Source organism: Pseudotabrizicola sediminis (assembly GCF_004745575.1).
GTDB classification, from domain to species: Bacteria; Pseudomonadota; Alphaproteobacteria; order Rhodobacterales; family Rhodobacteraceae; genus Pseudotabrizicola; species Pseudotabrizicola sediminis.
In genome coordinates this window covers 1-17,534 of record NZ_RPEM01000025.1, presented here as the reverse complement: position 1 = coordinate 17,534, position 17,534 = coordinate 1, and the positions used below count along the sequence as shown (strand labels likewise).

General features: G+C 56.8%; 15 protein-coding genes. 4 read left to right on the top strand and 11 right to left on the bottom strand.

What is annotated here, in order from left to right:
* The first annotated feature begins 110 nt into the window (after positions 1–110).
* Positions 111–461 (top strand): hypothetical protein, encoded by a 351-nt coding sequence (locus EEB11_RS18525; RefSeq protein ID WP_135433971.1) that lies wholly within the window; start codon positions 111–113, stop codon positions 459–461.
* Between the two features lie 340 nt (positions 462–801).
* Here the strand turns inward: EEB11_RS18525 and EEB11_RS18520 are convergent, their stop codons facing one another.
* Both EEB11_RS18520 and EEB11_RS18515 read right to left on the bottom strand, forming a co-directional pair.
* On the bottom strand, positions 802–1,746 hold the full coding sequence (locus EEB11_RS18520; protein ID WP_135433969.1) for a metallophosphoesterase: 945 nt from the start codon (positions 1,744–1,746) through the stop codon (positions 802–804).
* A gap of 204 nt (positions 1,747–1,950) precedes the next feature.
* Positions 1,951–2,976 carry an ADP-ribosylglycohydrolase family protein gene (locus EEB11_RS18515; RefSeq protein ID WP_135433967.1) on the bottom strand — a complete coding sequence of 342 codons (1,026 nt, stop codon included), beginning with the start codon at positions 2,974–2,976 and terminating at the stop codon, positions 1,951–1,953.
* A gap of 78 nt (positions 2,977–3,054) precedes the next feature.
* On the opposite strand from EEB11_RS18515, the gene EEB11_RS18510 reads away from it, so the two are divergent.
* Together EEB11_RS18510 and EEB11_RS18505 are read left to right on the top strand one after the other, a co-directional pair.
* Positions 3,055–3,684, top strand: coding sequence for a hypothetical protein (locus EEB11_RS18510; RefSeq protein WP_135433965.1), 630 nt, complete (start codon positions 3,055–3,057; stop codon positions 3,682–3,684).
* 209 nt (positions 3,685–3,893) lie between these two features.
* Positions 3,894–4,541, top strand: a complete 648-nt coding sequence (locus EEB11_RS18505) for a hypothetical protein (RefSeq protein WP_135433963.1) — start codon at positions 3,894–3,896, stop codon at positions 4,539–4,541.
* Positions 4,542–5,209: 668 nt separating this feature from the next.
* Here EEB11_RS18505 and EEB11_RS18500 read toward each other — a convergent pair.
* From EEB11_RS18500 to EEB11_RS18485, 4 genes are all read right to left on the bottom strand, one after another.
* Positions 5,210–6,715 carry a tripartite tricarboxylate transporter permease gene (locus EEB11_RS18500; protein ID WP_135433961.1) on the bottom strand — a complete coding sequence of 502 codons (1,506 nt, stop codon included), beginning with the start codon at positions 6,713–6,715 and terminating at the stop codon, positions 5,210–5,212.
* Between the two features lie 3 nt (positions 6,716–6,718).
* Entirely contained in the window at positions 6,719–7,195 is a 477-nt protein-coding gene (locus tag EEB11_RS18495; protein ID WP_167852813.1) for a tripartite tricarboxylate transporter TctB family protein, read from the bottom strand.
* A 98-nt stretch (positions 7,196–7,293) separates the two neighbouring features.
* Entirely contained in the window at positions 7,294–8,325 is a 1,032-nt protein-coding gene (locus EEB11_RS18490) for a Bug family tripartite tricarboxylate transporter substrate binding protein (protein WP_245299004.1), read from the bottom strand.
* Positions 8,267–9,823 (bottom strand): sulfatase, encoded by a 1,557-nt coding sequence (locus EEB11_RS18485; RefSeq protein ID WP_135433956.1) that lies wholly within the window; start codon positions 9,821–9,823, stop codon positions 8,267–8,269. Before EEB11_RS18485 ends, EEB11_RS18490 begins: the two co-directional genes overlap by 59 nt.
* An 88-nt stretch (positions 9,824–9,911) precedes the next feature.
* Between EEB11_RS18485 and EEB11_RS18480 the strand changes: the two genes are divergently transcribed.
* Positions 9,912–10,826: a LysR family transcriptional regulator gene (locus EEB11_RS18480; protein ID WP_135433954.1), complete on the top strand. Its 915-nt coding sequence runs from the start codon at positions 9,912–9,914 to the stop codon at positions 10,824–10,826.
* Here EEB11_RS18480 and EEB11_RS20415 read toward each other — a convergent pair.
* From EEB11_RS20415 to EEB11_RS18445, 5 genes are all read right to left on the bottom strand, one after another.
* Positions 10,798–11,130: a hypothetical protein gene (locus EEB11_RS20415; protein ID WP_354002111.1), complete on the bottom strand. Its 333-nt coding sequence runs from the start codon at positions 11,128–11,130 to the stop codon at positions 10,798–10,800. The genes EEB11_RS18480 and EEB11_RS20415 overlap by 29 nt on opposite strands.
* Before the next feature lie 725 nt (positions 11,131–11,855).
* Positions 11,856–13,196, bottom strand: a complete 1,341-nt coding sequence (locus EEB11_RS18470; RefSeq protein ID WP_135433951.1) for a DUF7986 domain-containing protein — start codon at positions 13,194–13,196, stop codon at positions 11,856–11,858.
* A gap of 631 nt (positions 13,197–13,827) precedes the next feature.
* Positions 13,828–14,850, bottom strand: coding sequence for an IS110 family RNA-guided transposase (locus tag EEB11_RS18460; RefSeq protein WP_135433949.1), 1,023 nt, complete (start codon positions 14,848–14,850; stop codon positions 13,828–13,830).
* 257 nt (positions 14,851–15,107) lie between these two features.
* Positions 15,108–16,514: a hypothetical protein gene (locus EEB11_RS18450; RefSeq protein WP_210134465.1), complete on the bottom strand. Its 1,407-nt coding sequence runs from the start codon at positions 16,512–16,514 to the stop codon at positions 15,108–15,110.
* On the bottom strand, positions 16,514–17,534 hold a 1,021-nt coding region (locus tag EEB11_RS18445), incomplete at its 5' end, for a toll/interleukin-1 receptor domain-containing protein (protein ID WP_135433947.1). The genes EEB11_RS18450 and EEB11_RS18445, both read right to left, overlap by 1 nt.

Below are 17,534 nucleotides of genomic sequence, written 5' to 3'. Positions count from 1 at the left end.
CGTCATGTTCTGGCTATGACGATCAATGAGTCTGGAGCCTACTCAACGTCAATCCAACCACCCTTCACACCTGGAGAGCGCGCGGCTACGGCCCTCCTGTGGTGCCCCCCATGTACATCCGCCCAACACCGGGAAACCCTCTGTACTACCAGTACGGTGCTCTGCGGACATGGGCCGCCAGCAAGCTCGGCATGGCCTTTCTCTTCGAGGACCAGTGCACGGACTTCTTCCATCGTAACCTCCGCCCAGTTCTGGAAGCGGCGGACGCAGATGTGGCGAGAATAGAAATATTTGAAATGCTATTTTGCGCAGACCGAGAAACGATGCGGAAAGGCAGCCCGCCGTGCTTCTTCACATCTGGGGCAATACATGAACTGGACGTGTCTTATTCCCGTCAACCGAAGGTGGCACGGGAGAAAGAGCTTCGCAGCATGTTCAGCGACTTGCCTGCCGAAGAATGACGACGCGTCGTTTTTGGCGATCGGCTCAAGTTCTGCCTCGATCCAGCCATCCGCTCATCAGCTATGTCGGACAAAATCTCCCGTTGCGCATGTTCTTCGTGACTCGCGGCCCGGGAAGTTCTCTGGCTGTGAATGCCGGCACTGAGTTCTGCTCGACAACCACGAAGCGGCCCCTGCGCTATACCTGAAAGCGGGATCCCCGGCCACAGAAGGTCGTCCTGCTGCGGCAGAAGCGATCAGGACGCCATCTGGGCGCAGCCGAAGCAGTTAATCAGGCGTTCCTTAGCAAAATGCCGAGAGTTGAACGGCTCTAGCCAATGGCGACCGATTAATTGTCGGCCTAGCTGATCGCCGGGTGGACGCGAATATTTTCCAGGGTTAGCGGTTCAGCTAGATCCGATAGAACATAAGAAACGAGCGGGCCATCCTTACCCGCCGAGTAGTCGAGACAAAGTGCATTTTGGGCTTGCAGCAGCGGGGTATCGCGTAGCCAGAAGTGCCCGAAGAACACCGGCGGGGCGTCTGTTGGATAAGTACGCGCAGTAACGGTTTGCGGCAGATCTGTGTCTGGCAGATCGTCTATAAACGGCACCGAAACTGCGATATCGCGCCAGTTTCGCGCCGTTGCATACCACCATTTCAGGCGCACACGATGGCGCTCTGTTCCGTCGCTGTCGGTGAACGAATATCCATCGGGCAGCGGATGCTCTGGGCCCTTGGCGATCCGCTCTGCCAATGTGAACATCTCGTCGGGATTGCCCCGCCCCGCAGCAAGGATCAGCTGTTGTTCGGATAGCACGCCATTCTCAGTCAGATCTTTCAAACGCCCGATAGATGCATCATCCCAACAGGCGTGGACGGCACGAAATCCGTCCTCTTCGAGAAACATAGGCAGGCTGTGCATCCACTCCAGCGCAGACCGCGTCTGCGGATCGTCAAGCGGGAATTGCGCCAGAAAAGCTTGATGCTGTTGCGTATTTTTTCTTCCACGTGAGCGAAGCGGGTGCCCGTCATAGGGGTCTAGGGTGTGGTAGTGCAATGCGTTAAGCTCGTGATTTCCCATGATCGCCTTTGCCTTGCCTGAGTCGACCAATTCGCGCACGGTCTTGAGCACGGAGCGGCTATCTGGCCCACGGTCTATAAAATCACCAAGGAAAACGATCATCCGATCTGGATCTGGATGGGCCCAACTGAGCGCCCAGCGCCGCCAACCAAGAGCCGCAAGTGCGACCTCGAGCTTGATCGCTTGGCCGTGTATGTCTGGAATGATGTCATATGTTCTCATACGTTCCCCTAGAGTCATTTTCTTTGCTCGGTTCGGCCTCTGCGAAAATCGAAAGCTATGAGCTACACGCTAACGAATAGCCGGCAGAACTCACCGCCAGAATGAATTATCTCGTTGATCTGACGGGTTTTTAAGAGCTATCGCGTGTTAGTGCTCCAGGCCCAATCTTCCCCTTACACCAAAGTGACGCTTCCATTCGCGGCCTCAACAGCCTGGATAGACATCACCGAGTTTCTCCGCCGGTCCCGACACGGCAAGCGCCAGATCGCGGGAAATTTTCTCGATTAGATCCGCGCATTCGACTTGTCGTGCCCATCGATGGCCGCAGACTTGATCGGGAAAGATGAGGCCCAACGCATTGCCCGCAATAGCACCGGTGCTGTCGCTGTCGCCGGAGTGAGTGACGGCGATGGTCAGACCATGTTCAAAATTCCGCGCGCAAAGACAGGCGTAGAGCGCGATGGAAAGGGCTTCTTCCGCGATCCAGCCCCCGCCCAGACTTTCGACCGTCTCTGGCGCGCCGTCCCGCGGCGCTTTTATCGCTAGTCGGATAGCCTGATCGGTCTCACTGTCGAAGGTGTTGATCAGCCCAGTGGCTGCCTTCTCAATCTCTGTGCCTGTGATTAAAGCCGCAAGAATCAGCGCCCAAGCTGCTGCAGCTTCTTGTCCGGTTGGGTGACCATGGGTCAGGGCGGAGGTTTCCATCGCTAAGTCTCTGATACTATCCGGTGCCACGAAGCCCATCGGTGCAACCCGCATGATCGTGCCGCAGCCTTTGGAGTCGTTGCGCGCCAAGTCGCCAAATGCTTTGGCAAACTGTAGGCTTGATAGACAGGTGTTGCCGGGGGCGCGGCGCGCGTGAAGCCGCCGATCGCAGATCAGTCCTGTGCCATCGACCTCCATCTTGGGCACACTGCCTTGGGAGCTTAGCCAGCGCAGAAGTGCGTGATGAACAACCGAAGCGGGATCGCAGATCCCGCGTTCCTCATATCGGACGCTGGCACGGATCAGCCCTTCGGCAGTAAACAGGGTCATCTGGGTATCATCGGTGATCGCTCCTTTGATACCGTCATGTCGCGGCAGATTTTCAAACCCCTTCGGAAACCGCCGAAGAATCTGCGCAAGTGATGCGAACTCAATGTCTGCACCCAAAGCATCTCCGATTGCGCCTCCGAGGAGGCAAGCCTTTATCAAGTGGGCAAGTCCTGTGTCAGGGTCTCTGTTCGTCATGGCAAATACCCCCTCGTCATCCGTGACAATAGAAGCCACATTTCGCCATGACTTTGCATTACCGTCGGGATTTTCCGCATGTCGATCCAACAATTCATTGGTGTCTACTGGACCCGCCCTGTCCCATGGGCAGGCTTCACGGCTCTTTCCCGCGATGTGGAAACCGCCGCCATGCAAAGCCGAACAATACGGTACCAGCGAGAGGCTGTGATGCGCTATGTCAAAGATGTGAGTGGCGTCTTGGAGTGCGAGGTGGCGCTGTTGGAGCTTGCTCCAGATCGAGCAACACCAGAAAGTGCGTCAGAACTCCGGAAAATCGTCGTGAAAGCGTCCGCTCGTGCAACTTTTATAAGTATCGCATTTACCGAGACAAGGGGCTGGAGACCGCACCCTTTCATCCGTGAAGGCTTACCAGTGGATCGAACTCTTGCCCTGCCGCCTGACCCAATTATGCTCGATGGGAAGATATTCGACCCTATACAGCATTTCCAAAATTGGCGTGAGCACGAGAAATTGCACTCTGGCACTAAGGAATTGCACCGCGCGACCATCTTAGCCGCCTTGCAGGAAGTAAATGGTCGGAGCTTTCCAACACAGGCGGGGGCACTCAATGCTGCCGGACTGCGGACATTTAGTGGAAAAGTATGGACTGCCGACAATCTACGAAAATTCTGGATCGTGAGTAGATGCAGCTACGATTTGAAATAATTAGTGTCCTTTCTGTGCGTTTGATTCGTCAGGACATGGCGAACTTTAGGAGTTCGTGGCCAAGGCAGGCTGTCGAGAATTGACGAATGATGATCTTGATGTCTTCTGCAAATGGTAGTTGTCAAATCGTAAGATGTTGAAGAATATAGGCCATACGCCACGCCTTGGCTATTCTTTGTCAAGTCACCAAAATTACCATGGACTTAGAAATGTCGTATCGAACTTATATTGCAACCACGCGTGCAGCCTACATCGCTGGAATCGAGGCTGGAATTTCACCTCAAGAACTTCGCGCTCACACGGGTGTTATCGGGGAAGCCTTCGTTGCAGATTATCTTGGGGTCAAGTTGTCAACTCAAAACAATGAGCATGGATATGACCTTATGGATCCCGACGGTCTCAAGGTCTCGGTCAAGACGATTACAACATCAACTGGCGTTCACCTGAATGAAAAGACCATCCATCTCGTTGATCGGGTAATCATCGTGTGGATCAACACGCAAGCAGATCTGTTAGATGTTATCGTTGTTTACGATCGAAGTATAGATGAATTCAAAGAAGATTGTGCTCAGCCATATCTTGGCAAATTAAGGCTTCAGCGGAGCGCCATGACATTTCCTAGTACAACTGTTACTGAAGGTAAATTCGAAGTTGGGGACGTGGTGAAAATCTATCAGGAAGGCGAAGTAATAATACGTAAGCATTCCAGCGGTTCGTTTACCGCTCTTGTTAACGGATTGCCCAAACCAGCCCGCCCGTACTTGATGGCTATGCGGGACAGTAAAGGGCTGCCGAACAAGTCCACAGACACAACGCGGAGCCTTGGTGCACAAGTCTTCGCAAATCTTGAAAAATAGCTTCATGCACAATGCTGGATTAGTCCGCCCTCGATGCGGTTCGAGGAGCATGACTCACACTTGGTAGGATAGCGACGGAGGTGGCAGAGAACGATCTTAAAGGTGGGCTTCATGCGAGATGGTCCAGTTAATGCGGCAAGGTTCATGGTAAGTCCCTTCGCGCTGGAAGCACCACACGACGGGTGAAGCCATGATAGGTAAAGTGCGCCCAACACATCATCACGGAGCGCATTGGACCTCAGCCAAAGCCCTGCGCAATAACGTGTCGCGGAACACCGCTTGTGAATTGCGCAAGCCGCTGATTGGCGTTGGAGCCCATAGACAGAACCCGGCCAAAGCGCCGTCGATACCGAGACTCATCTTATCGTCGCGCGTGATGTGACCAATCAGGGCTTCGATTACGAATAGCTCAGCCCAAAGGCAACCGCGGCCATCAAGCGGATGGCAGCCCTGATCGGCGTTAGGGGGCTGATGCGGGCAATGCTGCTGATCGCGGTCTGCAACAATTCCGTCAGGCCGAACCATAGGCGTCAGAAGCAACCCAGAGGCGTGGTGGAAAGCGATGTGACCCTCGGACGACCTTGGTCGACTGAGATGCCGGTCAGCCGAAGTCACCCTGAATTGATACGGCGTTTCCACACAGCCTCGGCCTAATGTTGTCACGGTCTTCATTCGCTATTTACCACGCTCGCATGTCGTAGGTGTCCGCGAAGAATCGTAAACACTGCATAGACCAGCATAATTGCAACAAGTCCAAGGATCGTCGCGCTTATCGGACGCTCGATGAATATGTTCAGTCCGTCACGCGATATCAGCATCGACCGGCGGAAGTTGTTCTCAAGCACGGGGCCCAAAATCATCCCGATGATAATTGGTGCCAGTGGGTAACTGGCCCGACGCAACAGATAGCCGATGGCTCCGAATACAAGCATCACCCACAGGTCGAAAACCGAGTTCTGAAGCGCATAGGTGCCCATGGTCGAAAGTAGCAACACAGCGGGCAGCAACCATGCTTTCGGTACCTTCAGCACCGCGCCAAAGAAAGGTACCAGCACGATCCCCATGACCAGAAGCACAATATTGCCCATCAGATAGGCAATGAAAATGCCACCGGCGATATCAGCATTGTAGCGAAACAGCTCCGGCCCCGGAAAGAACCCGAGCAGGAACAGTGCGGCCAGAAGCACGGCTGTCGAGGCATCACCAGGGATGCCCAACGACAGCGACGGGATCAGCGCACCACCGCAACAGCCGTTGTTAGCGGCCTCGGTAGCGACCACACCGCCCTCGGCCCCCTCACCATATCGTTCCCCGGGGCGCGCCATCCGGCGTGCAACGGCGTAAGAAATGAAGGCGCTGACATCACCGCCAGCCCCAGGGATAGCCCCCATCAGAGTGCCGATTAGGGCGGATCTGACCAGGTTGACCTTGTGCGCAGCCAAGAGCCGCAAGGCACGAAAGGAAACCCTCAACTTCTGAATATTCGGGCTCGCTAGAAAGTTGCCGCTTTCTATCTGGAAAAAAACCTCGGACAAGGCGAACAGGCCGACAACCACGGGAACGATGTGCGGCCCACTGGTCAGGTTGAAATTGCCGAAAGTGAAACGGTATGCGTTTGTGAATTCATCTGTCCCCATAGTGGCAAGCGCCAGCCCAAACCCACCCGCGATCAGACCCTTAAGCGTAGAGCCTTCGGAAACGACGGCGATGGTCAGCAGGCCGAGCAACGCCATGGCCGCATATTCGGGCGGTCCGAACCGAAGCGCAAAGGCAGCCAGCAGCGGGGAACAGAAAAGCAGGACCAGTCCACCAATTAGCCCACCAATCGCAGACGACGTGATCGATAGGCCAATGGCATCCTGCGCCCTTCCCTTTTGCGCCATTGGATAGCCGTCGAACAGCGTCGCTGCAGCAAGCGGTGTCCCTGGGATGCGCAGCAGGATTGCCGAGATCGAACCTCCTGCAGAGCCGCCGACATATATTGCGATCAGCATCCCCATTGCCGGGATCGGCGGCAGATGAAAGGCGACGGGCAGCATCAGGACAATACCCATTAGCGGCCCGAGGCCCGGCAGAACACCGATGAATAGGCCCGCCACGATGCCAGCTGCAGTCAGCAGCACAGCCTGCCAAGTGAAGAAAAGGGGCGCACCCAGTGTCAAAAGGTCGAACATGTTTCAGCCGAAAACTGAGATCTGGAACAGGCCCACGGGAAGCACTACGTTCAGCAGCCCCTCGAACACTGCGGCCACCATCAGCGACATGACCAGGGCTCCCAACGCCGATGCAATGGCAGGCAGGCCGAAGAGGATCAGCAACGCCGATATCAGAATGGGTGTCGACAGGTGATAACCAAGATAGGGAAGCATAAGCAGATAAACAAGAAAGCCGCCCGAGGTAACAAGTGCCAACCGCGTTGTCGGTGTCGGTTCAAGAGGCGACCGTTCAGAAATACGGTTCAGCCCAAGGCGCAGACCGTTCAGCACCGACAGGCCGAGCAGCAGCCAAGCGACCATCCGAGGGAATTGTGCAGCATTCTCCATCGGGCCGCCACTGGCCACGCCCTGATCGGCCAGAGAAGTAGCCGATTGCCAAAAAATCACAAAAGGAACGACCAAGAACAACGCCCAGACAATCCAGTCGTAAGTTTGCATCCTAACTCGGTTCATGCCATCTTTTCTCCCTTGGTGCAGTCTCGCCGAAGAAGACGGCCGCCGCGCGGGCGACCTTACCTGTCGTTCATTCCTTTCGCTTACAGAGCGTCTAGCTTTTCCTTTTCCCAGGAAATGGCGTCGATGCCGCCTTGTAGCTCTTTGGCCACCGGGCCAACAATCTCTTGGTATTGATCCGGGCTGAACAAGGTCGGCACATAACCCATATCCAACAGCTTTTTCTGGACTGTCGGATCGTTCACAACCTCGCCCATGGCCGCCTGCAAGGTGGCGACCACGTCTGCGGGTGTTTCCTTGTGGACCAGCCACCAGTCCCACCCCATAGGAGAAAGGTTGCTCATACCCATGTCGATTCCGGCGGCACCGATTAGCGGCGCACCACCATAGGTTTCCGAAGAGCGATCAAGCGTCGAAAGAACAGACAGGATCTTCACGTCGTCTTTGTTGATGTTGTAGACTCCAGGGTTGATCACGATGAAGTCAAGGATGCCGCCGCGCAAGTCGCGCACTGCGTTATCTATTTCGGGGTAAGGCACAAGCTGCGCAACCGCCCCGGTTGTCTGCATCACCTTCGCGGCAACCATGTGCGGCAACGCTCCGGCAGACCCAGGCGAATAGCGCAGGTCACCGGGATTGGCTGCGGCATGGTCCAGAAGCGCCGTCACGTCAGCGAAGCGGTCTTCGTCTGCGCGCACGGCGATGGCGAATGCGTTCGAGGTTGCCGACCAGAGAGGGGTAAAATCAGTATAGGACCAATCGGCATTGCCCTGCATGGGTTGCAGGACAAGCGGTGCCACATATCCGTCAAACAGCGTGTAGCCATCAGCGGGAGCGGCGAGGGCGGTTTCGAAGGCCTTGACGCCGCCGGCTCCCGGGGTAGACACCACAGAAATATTGACACCCAGCTTCTGGCCCATGGCATCGGCGATCACTTGGCTGGCCGCCATGGTGGCACCCGGTGCCCAAGGATACATGATTTGAATGTTTCGCTCGGGGAACTCGGCGATGGCAGGCCCGCCGAGCATCGCAAGGCCGAATGCAGCCGCAGCAACTTTATTTAGCATTTTCATAAATTTCCTCCCTTTCTGTCTTCTCTGGTACCGGCAGGCCATACCATTGGTAGACCTCGTCGGGCGTGTCGTGGTCCCGAAGCACGTCGACGGCCTGGCTCAAGAGGCGGGCCGTCAATTCGGGATTGTTGATCGGCTTCTGTTGGGCCGAATCTGAGATCAAATCGTAAAGTCGTGTCCCAACGTCGACGAAGCCCGCACCATCATTCATCGGTACGCGCGGAGCATCCGGCAGGGCCGCGATCGAAAGCACGGGCACCCCCTTGGTAAAGTCAAATCCTTCTGAAAGCCGCGCAGTCTTCAGCTCGCGAACCGCGAAAGGACCCGTCATGTGCTGTGGTGCAAGTGTGTATTCCCGCAATCCCTCGGCCTGCCAGTCGGGCGGGTAGTAATACAACACATGGGCACCATCGGTGACCCCGATCGGGCCGCCAAATACGCCAAAGACCGCGACGTCGCGGCCATTGCATGCGGGCTCGGCCAAGACGACCGACAAGTCACGGGCGCGCGCTTCTTCGGGCAAAGGCACACCATGAAGCCCCAGCAAGGTCGGCATCAGATCGGCGGTCTGGGTCAGCGCACCAGTCCTCTGTCCAGCCGCCTGCGGAAACCGGGGATCATGGATCATCAGCGGGATGTGACTGACTTCCTCATAGTAGGGCATCCGGCATTTGCCCCACCAATCATGCTCGGACAGCAAGAAACCATGATCCGTGGTCAGGATCACCGCCGTATCTTTCCACATGTCATGGGAGTCCAGATAATCCAGTAACTTGCCAAAATAGTCGTCGCACATGGCGACCAGCGCGGCGTAGTTGGCCCGAATCCCATCAATATCTTCAGGGTTCTCGATGACCCGTTCATAGTGCGGCCAGTCTAGCACCTTGCCAGCCTTGGGGTCATATGCGTCGTGAAATCGCTCGGGCGCATGGAAAGGCTCATGCGGGTCGAAGCATTCCAGCATGAGCATCCAGTCGTCTGCCGCATGGTTCCTGTCCAGAAATTCGAGCCCGGCGGCAAAGCATTTGGGACCAGGAAAATCGGCCTCGTCGCAGATCGCCTCCCGGTTGATCATCGCCTGAAAGCGCTTGCTTTCGCGGGTCAAGGGATAGTGGCGCTCGTCATAGATCTCGCGAAAGCGTTCGAGGGGTGGCTTAACCATGGCCACCCAAGGGTCATACTCCTGACCACGGATAAAATCCCAACTATTGAAACGCGTATGAAACCCAGCGCCGCCATCCTCGAAGTAATGCAGATGATCGCTGATCATGTGCGTATAGGTGCCTTGCTTCTTCAGCAGTTCCGCAAACGAGTTGTCGAACGGCTCCAGAGGCCCCCAACTGCGGTGGGTAAAGTTCAACCGACCGGTGTGCATGTCGCGCCGCGCCGGCATGCATGGCAGCGAACCGACATAGTGGCGGTCAAATGTCATCGCGAGCTGCGCGAACCGGTCGAAGTGGGGCGTTTTGACGGAAGTTCCACCGTAAACCCCCATCGCGCTTCGGTTAAGGCTGTCAAATAAAACAAAGATCGTGCGCATGATTTCCTCTCCTTGACCAAAAGACTTGCACATCAAGAAAATAAGTAAAAATATATCTTTCTGCTTAAGCTATAGGAAAAATTGATACATGGCGCACCCTCTTCTGAGCCGCAGACTGCTTCATTTCCTGACCGTCTTCGAACTGGGCAACATCAAACATGCGGCGGAAAATCTCGGCATTTCGCAACCGGCCCTTAGCATGAGCTTGCGCCATCTTGAGGACGACCTCGGCGCCGAGTTGTTCGTGCGCCAAGCGCGCGGTGTAAGTCCTACTGCGGCGGGCGAAGTGCTCTATCGCTATGCCAACAGCATGCGAAACAGCACGCGGTTGGCAGAAGAAGAGATTGCGGCGATCGGCTCGGGTATGATCACCCACCTCCGGCTTGGTGCTGGCGTGGCTTGGACGACGACGATAATGCCGGATGTTCTGATCGAACTGCGGGCACGATTTCCAGGTATGCCCATCGACATGATTGCTGGCGTGGGCGATCAGTTGGCAGGCCAATTGTTATCAGGGAAAATCGACGTGCTACTGGCCGCCGGGTCCATGCCAAGCCTCGACTCGCCGGACATAGCGAAAGATTTCATAACAACACTGCCCATGCTGGCGGTTGCGGACCGTCACCATCCGCTGTCCCAACGCGACTGCGTATCGCCAGAAGAACTTGTCAGCGCGCCTTGGGCTGGTTTCTACGAGGACGAAAGCTTCTTCAATCGTGCCCAGCACTACATGGCATTGCGTGGATTGCCTGCCCCAAGGATCACGCTACGCACCAACTCTGCAGCGGCGCTTACCAGTCTTGTCCGCGCCTCGGAACTGGTGTTGCTTCTCATGCCACCCCTCGCTCGATCCGCATGCAGTGCCGGCTTGTCTGAACTTCGACTGGCAGAACCTCTATGGGAGATGCCAATCAACGTATACTATCGACGCATGGTTGGTGAACTTCGCTCCGTGAAGGCATTTCGTGACCTAGTCAGCCAGAGTATCCGGGATTTTCGCTAGTTTTTGCCGACCAGCTAGAACAGAAGGCGCGGATAGAGTGAGACCGGCAGTGCAAAAGTTTGCCACGGAAGTGGTAGGATAGTCCACTTTTTGCTCTGCCGTTGATGCGGGCCAATATTCTTGGTCTGAAGCGGCGGCGGCGATGGCACAGGTCCGCGACGGACCAGAGCTTGTCCGCTTCGCCGCCCTTGACCTGAACGAGCTCGGCGATCAGCGGCGGCGCGCCGATGTCCCAGACCAAAACCAGATCGTCATGTGTCTCGAAATGGATTTTCACCAGCTGGGGGTTGGCCAACATCTTCAGAACGAAGCCGACGGCGATCTCGTCCTGATAGTTGAATCCTTTGCGAGCAATTGGGCCGCCTTCTTCGTAAGGGGCGGCGGCGTCGATGGAGGGCCAGACCTCTTCGTCGGCCGTAACGAATTATTCTCTGACAAAGGCCCTCGGCACACTCTGCTTGCTCGTCACAGCCCCTGCCGTCACATGCCGTCAAACCCTAAACGCGGAGGGATGCATCTCACAAGCGTGCAATTGCATTCGCCATACAACCCCACACCTCCAATGAGGATCACTGGTCCGGGCAAGAGGCTCTGCACTGCGCCCCGTGCGCCTGAGACCCTGCCAGTCGGCGAGGCAGGCCGCGTCGAGTTCAACGCCTTCTTCCACTCGCCCCATTCGCTGGGCGAATTCACCAGCCGGACCGTCGAGATCGACGGCGACGATTACCCGGAGCCCTACACGGGCTGCCGCAATATCCTGATGATCGCAGCCAAGGAGCGTTATATGCCGAAGGCTCGAGGCATTGGGCACGGGCCAAAGGAGATCAGCCAAAAGCACTGGTGGAAGCGGGCAGGGCGCGGGAGGAAGTCTCCGGCGGTGCGGCTGTGAGTTTGGGTGATAGCAGAGCAGTCTGTGTTCTTCTGCGGCATTGATCCGAAAGCTGCTTTAAGGATTGCTGTCAAGCAGCATGAGGCCTACCGGACCGGCGGCTAAGGGCCGATGATGATCGGAGAAGACACGGCCCCAACTTACATCCTGTGCCATTCCAGCCCGAGCTCTGTCCACATCCAGCTAAAGTCGTATTCGGCAATCGGGCCGTCACCATGCTTGGCGGTGCGGTTTTCGAGCAGCTTCAGCCAGTCGATTACCTGCTGCCGCCCAACCGCGCTGCGCACCGCCTGGCGCGGGGACTTGCCGCCGAGCGCCGGAATCGGCGTGTCCAGCGTTTCGCGGTAATGCTTGTCCAGATGTTCTTGCATGAGCTGGCGCGCGATTTCGGGCGGGATTTTGTCGGCTCCGTTGCGCGGCCCGTCATGCCGTTGGTCAGCCCGCATCTGATCCACCGTCCGGATCGTGGTCAAAGGCGGTCCCAACAGATCCCCAGCGGCCGCGCTGATCAACGACTCGACCCTGGCCGCGCGCTCTGCGGAATTGACGGTCACGAGCAACGTCTTGCCCTTCATTTCCAGCGAGCCCAGTACGGTGGCACCCTCCATTTGCGTGTCCAGCATGATGCCGCCCCCTGCCTTGCCGCCTCGCGTCTTCCGCGCAGACAACCAATTCCAGAACTTCGCACCGTCGGGCAATAGGCTCTTCACCAGGTCCAGCCGCTCGGCGATCGCCTTCTGTGTCGCCCCGGCGGCAAGCGCGAACTGCAGATCGTGGAACAGCACATCTTCACCGTCCGAATTTGTAAACTGTGGTTGCGCCGGGGTAAGGGCGCGATCAATTTCGATGAACAGCCAGGCCGAGGTGAAGATGGGCGCGCAGCCCAGAAGCTGATCGCGCGAGAGCCGCAGCGCCTCACGCTTCTTTAGTTTAAGGGCATCGCGTAGCCCTGCAAACAGGAAGTCCACAGCCTCAGTCCGAAAGGGCAATAGGGCCCCGGAGATGACATGAAGATCGCGCTCGGGCACCACCCGCACGGAAATCCGGTCCCATTGCTTTAGAGTTCGGGAGGCGGATTTCTCGCGGACGGTGACCGGTGCCGCATCTGACAGCAGATCGCGCAGCACCATCGAAACGCCGGGCTGAACATCGCTGACTTCGTATAGGCTGACAGCCGCTTCCCGCAGGGACGCAAAATACGCCCGGTTCAGCACCGTTTCCTTCCAGCCCCGGCGCTTCAGGTAGAGATCTACGATATTGCCGTCTTCGTATTGCCGGCCGAGGAAATCCTCGAACCCGCAGCCCCAGAGGACACCCGACCATTGCTCACCCAGCAGTTCAGCAAGGTCGTCTTGGTCGATCTCGAATTCCTGGAGCGCTGGCATCAGATGTTCGGCCACCACGTCCTGCAATCGGGCCCGCCAGTCACCTTCTCTTCCGATGTAGGCCAGCAAGCCCGATATGTCGTTACGCACGGCCATCGCCCCCCACCCGCGTTTTTGCAACAGCATCTCGTTGTTCGCCACAGGATGCAAGATGCCCGATGACCGCTCTTAGGCAGCCAATGCCGCTGTTCCGCCTCAAGAAGGCCGACAAGTGGATGCTGCGCCGCATCGCGACACAAGGAGCCCTGAGATGACGCTCGCCATTAGGGGCGAGCTGCCAAGTGCGATGCAGAGGAAGCGGTGTGTCCAGCCCTTTGCCTGCAGATCGACAGCTTCTCTTCGTCTGACCAAGCCCGCTTCTTCTGGCCTTTCTTGCCCGCCATCGCTCACCTCAAGATGTCCACTACCGATGGTGGACATCTAGCAGGCACTCCATCATCCCGTCAGAGCGGCGACACCGGGCGTGTGTGGACGCCCCCATGAATGCAAGCACTTTTTTGGCACGATAGGGCATGTGATCAGGTGCAGTCGTGTGTCCGGCCTCAAAGTTGCGGCCTTCAGACGCCGCGGGCCCTTATGGAGATATGCGGGTTGGGTCCAGTTCGGATACCCGTGCTCGATGGCACATCGTCCGGAATAATGGGTCTCCCAACCTGGTCTCATGACCGTTTGCCCTTACGTTCCTCCGTCCTGCTCACATTCGCGTCGACACCCCGGCGAGCTTGACCTATGCGGTCGCCATCGCCGGATCTCTGTAATCTTCACCTCTGCGCATTAGCGCCCAGGCCGTGCGTGCCATGCGGTTGGCCAACGCCACCGCAACCAGCATCTTTGGCTTGCGATCAAGCATTCTCGCAAGCCATGAGCCTTCTGGGGCGCCCTTGCGTGCCGCCCACCTGACCACTGCAACAGCGCCCACGATCAGCAACCTTCGGATGTCGCGCTGGCCCATCTTCGAGGTCCGGCCAAGCCGCTCCTTGCCACCGCTTGAATGTTGTCTCGGTGTAAGGCCTACCCGTGCCGCGAAGTCCCGTCCTTTTTCGAAGATTTCCATGGGGGGTGCGAATGTAGTGATCGCCGCCGCGGTAATTGGACCGATGCCTGGAATCGTCGTCAACCGCCGTACAGTGGTGCTTGCACGTCTGCGCAGTTCAGCATCCAAGTCCGCGACCTTCTCACTCAAGCCTGCGATCTGGTCCAAGAGCAGCCGCGCCAGATCTCGCACCGCCGCAGGCAAAGCGCCGTCGTCACCATTGATGACCGCAGCGAGGCGGCCAACATGGGCGGGACCGACGGGCGCGACGAAGCCTTGCTCGGCCAAATGGGCTCGAAGGGCGTTGATCGTCTGTGTGCGTTGCCGAACCAGGAGATCGCGGGTTCGATACGCCATCATCGCTGCCTGCTGTTCCTCGCTCTTCACGGCCACGAACCGCATGGTCGGACGCGATGCCGCTTCTGCGATCGCCTCCGCATCGGCCGTGTCATTCTTTTGGCGCTTCACGAACGGCTTCACATAGGCTGGTGGGATTAACCGAACCTCGTGACCGAGGCAACCGATCGCACGGCCCCAGTGATGAGCGCTGGCGCAGGCCTCCATCGCCACAATGCAAGGCGGTTGCTCACTCAGGAACTTAAGCAGCTGCGCACGCGACAACTTGCGCCGGATTAAAACAGAACCGTCTGCCTCAGCGCCATGCGCCTGAAATACGTTCTTGGCCAAATCCAGGCCGATGATGCTAACCTCGTTCATGGACGCTCTCCTCGTAGAAGTGTTTCAACACCCACTACTTTGGCACATTCGATGCCGCCGGGGGGCGTCCACCCCATCGGATACTGAAGGGGCTTAATCCACGCTGACGGAATATCTCCGGCTGATCCGGCCTGCGGTGCCCCGGCAGTTCGAGCGGCGCTTTGAGACGGCAGCAGGTCAGCAGGCACAGGTTGATTTTGCCGAGTTCCAGGTCGAGTTTGGAGCCGACCCCGGCGTCCTGCGCAAGGTCTGGCTGTTCAGTATGGTGCTGGGGCACAGCCGCTGGCTGTGGGGGCGGTTCTGCCCGAACCAGACGCTGGAAACCGTGATGCGGACAGAGCTCCCCTATCAAGAAGATCATCGAGAAAGTCCTCCCGTGAAGAAGCCGACGCTGTCCGGGTCGCCGAAATCAGCGCTTCGACAATTCGGCGCGCCAGCGACCTCGCGATAACCTGCTCTTGTGTCGAGATCGTTGTCATGGCGCGTCCGTGCAGATAGGCGCTTCTCACATTGAACAGCCGTTCATACTGTTCGGCGAAACGAACGTCGCCGAGTAAGCCAGCTATTCGCCCACGCACCTTGGTCGTTGCCCTCATCCGGTTGTGGCGATCAGGTGCAACACGAACGCTCTTCTGGTAGTCTGATTGCAATCCCAATGCCGCCTCAATCATCGTGATATGAGCGAGAAATTCATCCACCCCGTCAACCAAAAACGCGCGAACAAAGAAGTGAGCGATCGGTGTTTCGAATAGAATTGACTGCCTCGCCCGCTCAACAATCTCCCAACAGCTCTGGTCCAGCGAAGTCAGTCCGACCAGAGAAGCTTCGTCGAGGCGAAACACAACCGGACGTTCCACTTCAACAGTGTCACCATATCCATCGTCATAGATATGCGGCTCCCAGCTCAGCGTGTCTGGGGAAGGAAGGACGTTCGGGCGCACGAATAGGTCTCTATTGGCGGTGTAAACCCAAGGCACGCGAAATCCTCGCCAATCCACCTCTGCCATTGCGGACCATTCCTCCCACTTACCCAACAAAAGAAAGAACAACGCATCTTCAAATACCCTCGGGAACCGCCCCTTATGTGGTTCAATCCGGCCAAGATCCTGGCTGAAGTCGAAAGAAAGGAATGGCAAAGCGCGCGCTCCAACCTTCGGATCGAGAGCCACGGTCTCTTCGACAATTAGCCAGTGAAATTCCGAAAATCTCTCAGCATCAAAGACTTGCCGCGGATAAAGTCGTTTAATCCGAGGTTCGTCAAAAAGCTCTCGCAGTTCGTTTGGCGACAGTCGGCATAGCTTTGCTGCCCCAAATGACAATTCAGGCAATTCATCAGCTAGATCGAGTGGTGCCAGATGCACCAGCCTTATTTCGGTGGCGCTCAATGCGTCGACGAGAGCCTGTGCGGCCTCATTGACAGGCAACGCAAGATGGGCTGCATTCTTGTGAAGGCTGTATGGAAGGCCCAGCGACCGTAACGCTGATGACAGAGCAAATTTGAAGCCAAACGTCGTGCTGTCAGAGCGGCCATGACTACATTCTTCAAGCAGGCGCAAAAAAGCCGGGTGTTGGTTTATGTCGTTGGGACCTAGCGCACGGAGCCGCCAGAGATCGGTCATTGCGGCCAAAATTTCCAGACTTGGACTGAGTGAAATCTCGTTCATCAGACAATACGAAGCCGCCGCAAAAGTTTACCCAAAACGTCCTCGTATTCTTCCTCCTTCGAGAAATCAGCGTACAGTTTACCCTTCAGGAACTCCGGGAGTTCGCACTGCTCGTACAGAAGCGGCAAAACAACAACTTCTCCACTTGCAATCTCTCGGTTCATCGCCACGTCGAGTTCCTTCTTTACCCAAGGCGCGCCAATCGATTTCTGTGACAAGACGACCGCAATGTAACGGCTCACCTTAATACCTTCCTCGATTTTGGCGATTAGAGAATCGCCGATTTCGATCTCAGCTTCGTCCAACCAAACCCGCTGTACACCGTGCGCCAGCAAGTCGTCTCGCAGGCGGCGGACGAAGGGTTTGTCAACGCCAGTGTGGCTAAGGAAGATGCCATGATACTTATCTTTCTTGGAGTCAGCCTTTTCCAGCGCGATGCTGTCACGAACGAGTTGATTGATTGCTGCGGGGGAAGTTGGCGGCGCAATCAGCCAACCCGAAGTCGTACCAAGAGATAGCTTGCCACCCAAGCTATAGCCTTCAGGCGTTTCAGCGATCGAGGCATATCCATCGGCAGGGTCTGATAGGCAAAGCGTCCAGCCTCCCGTGTTAGAAACAACGTCGAAATACCGAGCGAAGGGGCTGTCAGGATCCACAACGCCCATCCGCCGTCCTTTTTTCACCATAAGATCAGAGTGATCCACGAACTTCGCAACCTTTGGTGCTACATAACCGAGATGGGTTTTGCGGAAGCCGAAGAAGTTTATGCGCTTCGCCTCAGAAAGACACCAAATTACGTTTGCGCCAGCGGCGATCGCCGCTGCCATTTCCTTCTGACGGTCAGCCTGGTCGAACGCGGAATCAAGATCGTAGTTACCGTTTTGTCTTTTGAGCTGTCCCAGTTCGTGGGGATCATCTGAGAATTCGCCCGGCTGGCCAAACAAAAAGTGCGTGTAACTCTGGGGGCTGATGATGATGGTTGAGCTACCCCCCGAAGATCGGACAGTGACGGAAGCTACG